The organism is Vibrio makurazakiensis (genome assembly GCF_050337375.1).
Classification (GTDB): Bacteria; Pseudomonadota; Gammaproteobacteria; order Enterobacterales; family Vibrionaceae; genus Vibrio; species Vibrio makurazakiensis.
The window spans coordinates 1-12,431 of the sequence record NZ_JAKJSW010000131.1 but is presented as its reverse complement, the minus strand read 5'-3'; the positions used below and the strand labels follow the sequence as shown (position 1 = coordinate 12,431).

Here is a 12,431-nt window from a genome sequence, read left to right as displayed (position 1 = left end):
ACTGCACTTTCTGGTTAACGTTGGACTTAATTATTTAAACCTTTCGCGCAGTGCCGAAACACTCTCAGGCGGTGAAGCTCAGCGTATCCGTCTTGCCAGCCAAATTGGTGCCGGRCTTGTGGGTGTAATGTATGTATTGGATGAACCATCTATAGGGTTACACCAACGAGATAATGAACGTCTACTCAAAACACTAATTCACCTGCGTGATTTAGGTAACACTGTACTCGTTGTAGAACATGATGAAGATGCAATTCGCTGCGCAGATCATGTGATAGATATTGGCCCAGGTGCAGGTGTTCACGGGGGAAATATTGTCGCTGAAGGTACTATGGATGACATCCTCGCTCATCCTGATTCTCTTACAGGGCAGTACCTAAGTGGCAAAAAAGAAATAGCAATCCCTGAGCAAAGAACTCCCATCGACAAGAAGAAAGTCGTAGAGCTCATTGGGGCAACAGGGAATAACCTCAAAGAAGTAACAGCAACGATCCCTGTAGGTCTATTCAGCTGTATTACTGGTGTTTCCGGATCGGGTAAATCAACCCTGATCAATGACACCTTTTTCAAAATTGCCCATACACAACTCAATGGCGCAACGACAGCTACTCCTGCACCATACAAAAAAATAAAAGGCTTAGAACATTTCGACAAAGTGATCGACATTGATCAAAGCCCAATAGGCCGCACACCAAGATCAAACCCAGCGACTTATACAGGGATCTTCACGCCAATCCGAGAGCTCTTTGCTGGTACACAAGAATCTCGCTCTCGTGGTTATAAACCAGGACGCTTTAGCTTCAATGTCCGTGGCGGACGCTGTGAAGCCTGCCAGGGAGACGGTGTTATCAAGGTAGAAATGCACTTCTTACCCGACGTATATGTTCCTTGCGATGTCTGTAAAGGAAAAAGATACAACCGCGAGACATTAGAAGTAAGATACAAAGGAAAAACCATCGATGAAGCTTTAGAGATGACGGTTGAAGACGCTCGTGCTTTCTTCGATCCTGTTCCAGTCATTGCTCGAAAACTACAAACGTTGATGGATGTAGGTCTCTCTTATATTCGCTTAGGGCAAGCAGCTACCACTCTTTCAGGTGGTGAAGCTCAAAGGGTTAAACTCGCGAGAGAGCTATCTAAACGTGATACAGGAAAAACCTTGTACATATTAGATGAGCCAACAACTGGGCTGCATTTTCATGATATACAACAGCTCCTCACAGTACTACACCGCCTAAGAGATCATGGAAATACAGTTGTCGTCATCGAACATAACTTAGATGTCATTAAAACTGCTGACTGGATCATCGATTTAGGGCCAGAGGGTGGTCAAGGTGGTGGTGAAATTGTAGCGTCTGGCACACCGGAAGACGTGGCACTTGTCGAAGGTTCACACACAGCCCACTTTCTTAAACCTATGTTAAAGTTGTAAAAAACGCTAAAGTAATAGGGCTTACTCTCTTCGGACGTAAGCCCTACGACTTTCAGGAATCGATTTTCTATGGCGACATTACACACTAGTGGTACCCAGTTAGCAGTGATGCTTAAACCACTCCCCTTGAATAAGGCTTTTTTGGCCGCTCTAGGTGCAGCATTTTTATTGGCAATGCACTTTTTCATGCCAAACCCAGGGGGTTCGGGGCTTGCCCTTTCATTTAACCCCACAACCTGGGTCGCTATATCCATTGCTATCGCGATAGGTTTCTACCAACTAGCAAACAATCAACGAGTTCGTTACTCCAAGGTTACTGTCGGACTATTCCTTTGCTGCTTAATGTTAACTTTGCCTCTACTTTACCCAAATTCAGAGTCGACTTTAGCCGCTAATAAATTAGTTGGGTTATGGGCTGGATTCTGCTTATTCCTCGTGCTCCAACAATTCCAATTTAGTAACAGCCAAAAACAACGGTTGCTTTGGTTTGTCTTAGTGGCCACTGTTATACAAGCTATTTTGGGCTATACACAATATTTCATTTTAGAACCCGGAAATATACTCGGCTATAACACTCAAACTAACCGGCCATATGGGATATTTCAGCAACCTAATGTTATGGCTAGCTTTCTCGCAACAGGATTAGTCATATCGGCTTATTTATTAGCAAGGCAAGCACATAAATATAACTACAAACTGAGTAAGGTTAGCCTTCTCTACGCCGTACCACTTATCACAATCCCTCTGTTAATCCTTTTGGCCTCTCGCACCGGGTGGTTAGGAGCATTACTTGGAACAGCTTTCATCACACCATACTTGTATCGTTTCTCGACCAACAAACGATTTTTCGGTTGGATAGCGTCGGTGCTTATCGGGCTAGCTTTGGGCATATCATTAGCTGGTGGAGCAAAAAGTACAGGGTTAGCAGCAGAAAAACTCGAGTTAGAGAACGCAAGATCTTACATTTTTCCACAAGCCCTAGATATGCTGATCGAAAAGCCATTTACCGGCTATGGCTACGGCAGATTTGAAGCCGAATACACACTGTATACTGCGCGCCAGCATCAGCTAAACCCGGAATACCATCCAGGGCTTCCATCAATGGACCATCCTCACAATGAACTGCTGTACTGGGGAGTTGAAGGCGGTATTCTACCGATTATAGGTATTCTATTAGCCGCTTTATTAGTACTATCTAGGCTCATAACTGCGAATAAAGGCACTCGTCTGGCCATGTTCGCGTTATTTATCCCCATAGTTCTGCATTCACAACTTGAGTACCCTTTCTATCATTCAGCTATTCACTGGGTTACTTTTATCATCTTAATTTATTGGGTTGATCAGCGCGTCTCTAAGCATTCAGCTAAGAGCTTCAGTTCAATAAGTAAGACGCTCTTAAGAGTCCTCAGTCTTGTATTACCGATTTTAGTCAGTATTTATATGCTCAGCTCCCTACATACCAACTACGTATTAACAAAATTTGAGCAGTCGCGACCGAAAGACCCCGAGGTATTAAATCAGGTAAGTAACCCGATAGCATGGAAAGACCGATTCGACTGGGATATTTACAGTACCTATTTAAACATCGGTTTATACACCGAAAACGAGAAATTGATTCAGCCATATATCGATTGGTCATTGAGGATAATTAAGAACAAGCCACGTCCCGCTTTCTACAGTAACCTAATTTTGGCCTACCAAGGGTTGGGAGATAGCAGTCGAGCAGAGCAAATTCGAAAAGAAGCAGAGTTTCTCTTTCCGAATAAAGACTTCTCTCAAGTTAAGTATCTAAGACCTTCAGGCAGCGAAGCTGACGCTACCCAGTAGTTAAATAAAAAATGGAGGCTTATTCGCCTCCATTTTTATTAATTCAAGGATTCTTCTAAGGCTCGCAAACACAAAGAAACATTTTCGCTTCTAGCACCATAGCCCATAAGACCAATTCTCCAAGCTTTCCCCGCTAATACGCCTAAGCCCGCACCAATTTCCAAGTTATATTCTTCTAATAAATGGCCACGTACTTCTGCCTCATCAATCCCTTCTGGGATATAGATAGCATTTAGCTGAGGCAAACGATGTGCTTCTTCTACGACAAAACTAAAGCCAAGATTCTCCAATCCTAATTTTAGTTTATTGTGCATCGTTTTATGTCGTGCCCAAGCATTCTCTAAACCTTCATTTTTTAGAATTAATAGAGACTCATGCAGTGCATATAAACTATTCACAGGGGCTGTATGGTGATAACTACGCTTACCCTCTCCACTCCAATAACCAAGGACCAAACTTTGATCTAGAAACCAACTTTGAACAGGAGTTGTTCTAGATTGGATCTTCTCTATCGCTTTAGAGGATAAAGTTAGCGGTGATAAACCAGGTACACAAGACAGGCACTTTTGGCTGCCCGAGTACACAGCATCTAACTGCCATTCATCAACCAATAGTGGTACACCGCCTAACGAAGTAACGGCATCGACAATTGTCAGAGCACCATATTGACGAGCCAACTTTGAAATTGCTTCTGCGTCAGACAGAGCGCCAGTCGAGGTTTCGGCATGAACAAATGCAACAACCTTAATTTCTGCATGTTCCTTCAAAGCTTGTTCGACTTTATCGACAGATACTGGTTTCCCCCAATCATCGTCAATAACGATCGCTTCACCACCACATCTAATTACGTTCTCGCGCATTCGTTCACCAAATACGCCATTTCGACAAACCAGAACTTTTTCACCCGGCTCAATTAAATTGACGAAGCAGGTTTCCATACCCGCACTTCCAGGGGCAGAAACTGCAATCGTAAATTCATTTTCAGTTTGAAATGCGTATTTAAGAAGCAGTTTAAGTTCATCCATCATGCCAATAAACAAAGGGTCTAAGTGGCCAATCGTTGGACGGCTCAGTGCTTGTAGCACTTGTGGTGATATATCAGAAGGACCGGGGCCTAACAGCGTCCGATGAGGAGGGATAAAACTAGAAATCGACATAGGTGCTCCTTGCATACAATTATGTAAACAACCACATTAAAGCAATTTAGTACGGGCAGCAATTAGCCTAAGGTATACAGGTCAAACCAGCGTCACATTGTTGTTAAAATAATTTTACTTTTCTGTCACTTTACTAATTGACATTCATGGCGCAAAAACGTTCAATGGTTGAGCTGTTTAGCAGAAGAGGAGCACTGCCCAGGCAGGTGTTTTGTGGGGCCTCAACCCCTATACAATTCACTGATGGGGAGCGGTGCCGAGATAACCCGAAATTGTAGGATTCTGGTTATCGGTTGTTTAGGGCTGAATCCCTTCAACTGTCGTCACACCGTTGGCGAAGAGCTTCTGAGGTAGACCTATCAATAATAACACCTCGTGAAAATTGCTCGAATACTCTCTTCAACATTGGACGTTGGGTTATCACATTTGATAACCAACTTTAAGTTTATCAGGAAGTCGTGGGAGAAATACTGTGAGCACATTTAATGTAGCTGGTTCTTTTAATGTAGCTAAGTTTGGCGGAACCAGTGTTGCCAACTTTGAAGCTATGAGCCGTTGTGCTGCTATTATAGAAAACAATCCAAACACCAAACTTGTGGTTAGCAGTGCCTGTTCAGGAGTCACTAACTTACTTGTAGAGCTAGCAAATGGCGTACAAGACACTAATCGACGCAAAACCGTGCTTAGTGAACTAGCACAAATTCACCATTCCATTTTGGATCAGCTTGCTGACCCAGTCGAAGCAGAAAAACAAGTTCATTCGATTTTGGATAACGTAGCTAGTGCCGCTGAAGCTGCTTCTTTCCAATCGAGTAAAAAGCTCACAGATCACCTTGTTGCATGCGGCGAGCTAATGTCAACTTTCCTGCTAACTCAGATAATGCGTGAACGTGGTATTGAAGCCGTTCGCTTTGATATTCGTGATGTGTTGCGCACAGATAACAATCACGGTAAAGCTGAACCTCAGCTTGAAGAAATTGCCTCACTTGCGAAAGAAAAACTGATACCTCTTTGCCAAAGTCATGTAGTAATTACTCAAGGATTCATAGGTAGCGATCTAGAAGGGAATACTACAACCCTTGGTCGTGGCGGTAGTGACTACAGTGCAGCTTTAATTGCAGAATCGGTTCAAGCCTCTGGTTTAGAGATCTGGACCGATGTTCCAGGCATTTATACGACCGACCCTCGCATCGCTCCGAATGCTTCTCCAATTCCTGAAATTAGCTTTAGCGAAGCGTCTGAGATGGCTAATTTTGGTGCAAAGATCCTTCACCCTTCTACATTGGTGCCAGCATTACGTCACGACATTCCTGTATTTGTGGGCTCATCTAAAGAGCCAGAGAAAGGTGGCACTTGGATTAGACACCAAGTGGAAAGCTCCCCACTATTTCGCGCTCTCGCCTTACGTTGCAACCAAACTATGGTGACTCTACGTAGTGCAAATATGTTCCATGCCTACGGTTTTCTTGCGAAGGTATTTGAAATACTGGCTAAACATAAGATCTCTGTTGATCTCATTACTACTTCAGAGATCAGTGTTTCGTTAACTCTTGACCAAACAGACACCGCTGGCGGCGCACCTGAATTACCACAGGCAGTACGTGAAGAGCTTGAACAGTTATGTACAGTGGAAGTCGAGCATAACCTTTGCTTAGTTGCGCTAATTGGTAACAATATGAGTGAAAGTAAAGGCTACGCAAAACAAGTATTCAGCACGCTTGAAGATTTTAACCTGCGTATGATTTGTTACGGCGCTAGCCCTCATAACCTATGCTTCTTATTACACGAATCAGTATCTCGATCTGCTATTCAGAAACTGCACAAAGAACTTTTTGAGAGCTAATCTAGCCTCTAAGCTAAAGAAAAAGGTTGCCGAATTGGCAACCTTTTTTATTCTAATCAATTAATACTTTTAGTTTAAATTTGGACCTAACCATTTTTCTGCTTCAAGCATGTCCCAACCTTTACGATCAGCATAACTCTCTGCCTGATCTTGTTGGATTTGTGCAATCGCAAAGTAACGAGAGTCTGGGTGAGAGAAGTACACACCAGACACAGACGCCCCTGGCCACATTGCATAGCTAGTAGTAAGTGACATATCAATCGTCTCTTCTACATTCATCAAGTTCCAGATAGTCGCTTTCTCCGTATGCTCTGGACATGCTGGATAACCAGGTGCAGGGCGAATACCTTGATACTTTTCACGAATAAGGTCATCGTTAGATAGAGCTTCATCAGGGGAGTATCCCCAAATATCTTTACGAACCGTTTCATGTAAACATTCGGCAAACGCCTCAGCTAAACGGTCTGCAACAGCTTGGATCATAATGGCATTATAGTCATCACCATTAGCCTTATATTCATCAGCTAACTCTCTTTCACCAACACCACCAGTAACAGCAAACGTACCAATCCAATCCTCTTTACCACTGTCTTTAGGAGCAATATAATCCGATAAACAGTAATTAAAGCCTTTAGGCTTCGCTGTTTGTTGACGAAGGTTATAGAACGTTTCTGCTACTTCACTACGAGACTCATCGGTATACACCTCAATATCATCACCGACACTCGCCGCAGGGAATAACCCACAAATACCACGAGCCTTAAGCAGTCCCTCACGCTCTACTCGATCTAGCATATCGTTTGCATCTTTGAACAAACGGCGAGCTTCTTCACCCACTTCTTCATGATCTAATATTGCCGGGTATTTACCCATCAACGTCCAAGTCATAAAAAATGGAGTCCAATCGATGTACTTACGTAATGTAGCAACATCAAAATCATCGAATACATGAATACCCGGTTTTATAGGCTGTGGTGGAGTGTAAACGTCCCAATCTATCGCGACACGATTCTCGCGCGCAGCTTCTAAAGTAATCGGCTTTGTTCGTGGTGTTTTACGATTATGCTGCTCTCGCACTCGATCATAATCAAGGTCAAGCTTTTCTACGAATCCGGGCCTTAACTCGTCTGACAGCAGTGAAGTACATACGCCTACCGCACGTGAAGCATTATTAACGTATACAACAGGGTTATGGTAATTTTGCTCAATTTTAACCGCAGTATGCGCCTTTGATGTCGTAGCACCACCGATAAGCAACGGCAGTTCAAAGCCTTGACGTTCCATCTCTTTAGCAACGTGAACCATTTCGTCCAGTGACGGAGTGATCAGGCCAGAGAGGCCGATAATATCGACATTCTCTTCTTTAGCTACTTTGAGGATTTTTTCGCAAGAAACCATCACACCTAAGTCGATAATTTCATAATTATTACATTGTAGTACTACGCCAACGATATTCTTACCAATGTCATGAACATCGCCCTTAACTGTGGCCAGAAGAATTTTACCGTTAGTTGCACCAACATCTTTAGCTGCATTAATGAATGGCTCTAAGTGGGCTACAGCCTGTTTCATTACACGTGCTGATTTAACAACTTGAGGAAGGAACATCTTACCTTCGCCAAACAGATCACCAACTACGTTCATGCCATCCATTAAAGGACCTTCAATCACTTCAATAGGACGATCCGCATTAACACGGGCTTCTTCGGTATCTTCAACGATAAAATCGGTAATTCCTTTAACAAGAGAGTGTTCTAAACGTTTTTCAACAGGCCAAGTACGCCACTCTAGTGCTGACTTATCTTCAACTTTACCAACAGCTCGTTCTAAGTACTCTGTCGCGATATCCAGCAGACGCTCTGTTGAGTCGTCACGTCGGTTCAATACAACATCTTCTACCGCATCGCGTAAATCTTCAGGTAAGTTATCGTAGATCTCTAATTGACCGGCGTTTACGATCCCCATATCCATACCATTCTTAAAACAGTGATATAGGAATACAGCGTGTATTGCCTCACGAACGTAGTTATTGCCTCGGAACGAGAACGAAACGTTTGATACCCCACCAGAAATCATGGCATGAGGTAGATCTCGTTTGATATCAGCAACGGCTTCAATAAAATCGACCGCATAGTTATTGTGCTCGTCAATCCCCGTTGCTACTGCAAATATATTAGGATCGAAGATAATATCTTCAGGTGGGAAGCCAACTTCATCAACTAGTACTCGGTAAGCATTAGTACAGATCTCTATTTTGCGTTCGCGAGTATCTGCTTGACCGACTTCATCAAAAGCCATAACAATAACCGCTGCGCCATAACGACGAATCAGTTTTGCTTGCTCAACAAACTTCTCTTTACCTTCCTTTAAAGAGATAGAGTTTACGATGCCTTTACCTTGAATACATTTAAGACCAGCTTCAATAACTTCCCATTTTGATGAATCGACCATCACTGGGACTTTGGAGATTTCAGGCTCTGATGCACATAAGTTAAGAAATTTAACCATACATGCTTCAGCATCAAGCATGCCTTCATCCATATTAATATCGATGATTTGTGCGCCATTTTCCACTTGTTCACGGGCAACACTTAAGGCTTCGTCATAAAGCTCTTCTTTAATTAATCGCTTGAATCGTGCTGAACCTGTCACATTTGTTCGCTCACCAACGTTCACGAACAACGACTCTTTCTCTATAGTTAATGGTTCTAAACCAGATAAACGACAAGCAATCTTAAGTTCAGGTAATGGGCGAGGAGTGACACCTTCCACCGCTTGAGCCATTTGACGAATATGCTCTGGCGTTGTACCACAGCAACCACCAATCAAGTTCAAAAAACCACTTTCAGCCCATTCTTTTACATGTACAGCCATATCTTCAGGAGATAGGTCATACTCACCAAAAGCATTAGGTAAACCGGCGTTAGGGTGAGCTGAAACACTGCATTCGGAGATACGAGACATTTCGCTAACATATTCACGAAGTTCATCAGGCCCAAGAGCACAGTTCAAACCAAATGATATTGGTTTAACGTGGCGTAGAGCATTATAAAAGGCTTCTGTCGTTTGTCCTGAAAGGGTACGGCCTGATGCGTCCGTAATGGTGCCTGAAATCATGAYAGGTAAAGAGTAACCAATATCTTCAAAAACCGTATCAACCGCAAATGCACATGCTTTAGCATTCAAAGTATCAAAAATAGTTTCAATCAGGATAAGGTCAGAGCCGCCTTTGATTAGCGCTAAAGTAGATTCACGATACGCTTCTACTAACTCATCAAAGCTAACATTTCGGTATCCGGGATCATTTACATCTGGGGAGATAGAACAAGTTCTATTTGTTGGACCAAGTACCCCCGCAACATATCGAGGTCTATCCGGTGTTTTTGCTGTCCACTCATCCGCGGCTTCACGGGCTAGCTTAGCAGCCGCAAAGTTAATTTCTTCACTCAGGCTTTCCATATCATAGTCAGCCATTGCGATGTTTGTAGCGTTAAAAGTATTGGTCTCAAGAATGTCAGCGCCAGCCTCAAGATACTCTAAGTGGATATCCTTGATCAATTTAGGTTGGGTTAGAACCAATAAGTCATTATTGCCCTTAAGGTCACTATGCCACTGTGCGAATCGCTCACCACGGTAATCACTTTCTTCTAGATGATACCCTTGGATCATGGTACCCATACCGCCATCTATTAGCATGATTCTTCGTGCTAATTGAGCTTCAATCTGCTGTTTAATTTTACTTCCCACAGTACAACCTCATTCCTTGGAGCGTTAAATTTGTCTACTTCCATCCTAACATACCTTGTATAGGAATCTAGACGTCTAAAAGACCTTTCACTGACAAATTTTCATGAGTAAAAGGCTTACACAAGCATGACAAAAAATGATTGCTATTTAATCGTTCAAAGCAGAAAATTCGTTGAAATATTTAGTTACATCCAAGAGTAAACTATGTCCATCTATTATACGCTTTGCTTTCTATCTGCCGCTGCCATGTTTATTGCATTTGTTAACAGTAAGATAGGTAAGATGCAGACCACTATCGCGATCACAGCAGGCGCGATGATGCTCTCACTGTTGATCCTAATTGCAGGTCAAAACGATTGGTTTCAACTGACAGAAATTGCCACATCGACCATGACAAGTATCAACTTTGAAGATTTCCTTTTAAAAGGAATTCTTGGATTTCTTCTATTTGCCGGAGGTTTAGGGATAAAGCTCCCGAACCTTAAAGATCAAAAGTGGGAAATAACGGTACTAGCACTTGGTGCAACACTATTCTCAACCTTTTTCATTGGTGGGGCGCTTTATGGGTTTTGTCAGTTAATAGGAATACAGTTCGACTTTGTATACTGCCTACTGTTTGGGTCACTAATTTCGCCTACAGATCCAATTGCTGTACTGGCTATTGTGAAAAAGCTCGATGCCCCTAAGCGAATTTCAACACAGATTGAGGGGGAGTCACTGTTTAATGACGGTTTCGGCTTAGTGATCTTCGTGACTCTATTCACTATCGCTTTCGGAACAGAGGTACCAACAGTTTCAAGCGTTGGTTTTCTTTTCTTCCAAGAAGCCATCGGCGGTATAGCTTATGGTTTTGCTTTAGGTCTGCTATTTCATTATCTAATCAGCTCAACCAATGATCATTCCATGGAGCTACTACTCACTATTGGTATCCCTACTGCGGGATACGTATTTGCCGACGTCATTCATGTATCTGGCCCGTTAGCTATGGTGGTATCCGGTATTATGATCGGGAATTGGACTCGCTTTATTGGCTTCTCAAAAGAAAGTGAAGAGCATTTAGACCACTTTTGGGAATTAGTCGATGAGTTTTTAAATGGGGTACTGTTTTTACTTATCGGTATGTCGATGCTGTTATTCAAATTCCACCAAGAAGACTGGATATTAATGGCCTTTGCGATTCCGCTCGTACTTACAGCACGTTACCTAAGTGTATTCATTTCATATATAGGCTTTAAGCGCTACCGCACTTACAACCCATGGGCTGTTAAGATCTTAACTTGGGGTGGTCTACGAGGAGGCTTAGCTCTAGCAATGGCACTTTCCATTCCTTCAGGGATTTTAGTTATTCCGGATAAAGCGATCGATGTTAAAGAGATCATACTTGTTATGAGTTATGCGGTAGTCGTGTTTTCTATCCTAATCCAAGGTTCAACAATCACCCCTATGATTGAAAAAGCTAAACAAGCAGAAAAAGATATGCAAAGTAATAATAATCCCTCAGTAAAAGAAGACTAGAACTCAACTTAAGAGGTAGTGAGTAACATCATTACCTCTCTCCCCACCGACTACATCCCTTTCCCTTTATTTCGCTTCAATAAGTGCTATGACTGACTCAATACTTCAAAGCACAAACAGCACCGCATAACGACGGAAAATAGTACCTTGCTTTAAATCATAGGCTTTATGTAGCAGCTAAATTAGTTGCATCAAAGTTCTAACAATTAACGACCTATTCTACAATCGAATAGCTTAACGCCTATAGATACTGATTCTACTCGCCTACAAAGACATAGCGACGCCCGCTCCTATAACGTGAGGTACATATGCTATAAAAGTGAGCGTGAAAGAACTAACTGCGCTTACATTGCATTTAAAGCATCCGCTAGATAAAAGCTTCAGACGTAAAAAAGCCCAAGTCTTTCGACTTGGGCTTCTCTAATAAGTGGCGGAGTGGACGGGACTCGAACCCGCGACCCCCGGCGTGACAGGCCGGTATTCTAACCAACTGAACTACCACTCCGCAGTGGACTACTTGTCGTCGCTGACAAGTGTTCATAATTTAAAGCCTGGCAATGTCCTACTCTCACATGGGGAAACCCCACACTACCATCGGCGCTATTGTGTTTCACTTCTGAGTTCGGCATGGAATCAGGTGGGTCCACAATGCTATGGTTGCCAAGCAAATTTTTAAAGCAATTAAGCTTTATTGTTCTGGTGCTGATACCCAGACTCGAACTGGGGACCTCACCCTTACCAAGGGTGCGCTCTACCGGGCTGAGCTATATCAGCAAATTGAAAACCGTCAGAGACGATTTTCTAAATTTGAAGCCTGGCGATGTCCTACTCTCACATGGGGAAACCCCACACTACCATCGGCGCTATTGTGTTTCACTTCTGAGTTCGGCATGGAGTCAGGTGGGTCCAC

At 42.9% G+C, this 12,431-nt stretch carries 6 protein-coding genes, 2 tRNA genes, 2 rRNA genes and 1 riboswitch; of the genes, 4 read left to right on the top strand and 6 right to left on the bottom strand.

Features of this window, described 5'->3' with window-relative positions:
• Both uvrA and L4C33_RS14470 read left to right on the top strand, forming a co-directional pair.
• The coding region (gene uvrA, locus L4C33_RS14475; protein ID WP_428813127.1) for an excinuclease ABC subunit UvrA at positions 1–1,432 on the top strand (1,432 nt) is incomplete at its 5' end.
• 69 nt (positions 1,433–1,501) lie between these two features.
• Positions 1,502–3,259, top strand: coding sequence for a PglL family O-oligosaccharyltransferase (locus L4C33_RS14470; RefSeq protein WP_428813126.1), 1,758 nt, complete (start codon positions 1,502–1,504; stop codon positions 3,257–3,259).
• A gap of 38 nt (positions 3,260–3,297) precedes the next feature.
• Here the strand turns inward: L4C33_RS14470 and L4C33_RS14465 are convergent, their stop codons facing one another.
• The gene (locus L4C33_RS14465) at positions 3,298–4,416 is read right to left on the bottom strand and encodes a pyridoxal-phosphate-dependent aminotransferase family protein (protein ID WP_428813125.1); all 1,119 of its coding nucleotides are present in this window, start codon (positions 4,414–4,416) and stop codon (positions 3,298–3,300) included.
• 176 nt (positions 4,417–4,592) lie between these two features.
• A riboswitch (Lysine riboswitch) is annotated at positions 4,593–4,769 on the top strand.
• 119 nt (positions 4,770–4,888) lie between these two features.
• Between L4C33_RS14465 and lysC the strand changes: the two genes are divergently transcribed.
• On the top strand, positions 4,889–6,259 hold the full coding sequence (lysC, locus tag L4C33_RS14460) for a lysine-sensitive aspartokinase 3 (protein ID WP_428813124.1): 1,371 nt from the start codon (positions 4,889–4,891) through the stop codon (positions 6,257–6,259).
• A gap of 69 nt (positions 6,260–6,328) precedes the next feature.
• Here lysC and metH read toward each other — a convergent pair whose 3' ends face one another.
• Positions 6,329–9,955, bottom strand: a complete 3,627-nt coding sequence (gene metH, locus L4C33_RS14455) for a methionine synthase (protein WP_428813128.1) — start codon at positions 9,953–9,955, stop codon at positions 6,329–6,331.
• A gap of 255 nt (positions 9,956–10,210) precedes the next feature.
• Between metH and L4C33_RS14450 the strand changes: the two genes are divergently transcribed.
• Positions 10,211–11,521: a cation:proton antiporter gene (locus L4C33_RS14450; protein WP_428813123.1), complete on the top strand. Its 1,311-nt coding sequence runs from the start codon at positions 10,211–10,213 to the stop codon at positions 11,519–11,521.
• 428 nt (positions 11,522–11,949) lie between these two features.
• On the opposite strand, the gene L4C33_RS14445 is transcribed toward L4C33_RS14450, so the two are convergent.
• The 4 genes from L4C33_RS14445 to rrf (L4C33_RS14430) form a co-directional block, all read right to left on the bottom strand.
• Positions 11,950–12,026: transfer RNA gene (locus tag L4C33_RS14445), tRNA-Asp, on the bottom strand.
• A 44-nt stretch (positions 12,027–12,070) separates the two neighbouring features.
• Positions 12,071–12,186 (bottom strand): 5S ribosomal RNA (rrf, locus tag L4C33_RS14440).
• 32 nt (positions 12,187–12,218) lie between these two features.
• A tRNA-Thr gene (locus tag L4C33_RS14435) sits at positions 12,219–12,295 on the bottom strand.
• Positions 12,296–12,333: 38 nt separating this feature from the next.
• Positions 12,334–12,431: ribosomal RNA gene (gene rrf / locus L4C33_RS14430) — 5S ribosomal RNA — on the bottom strand; the annotation flags it as partial.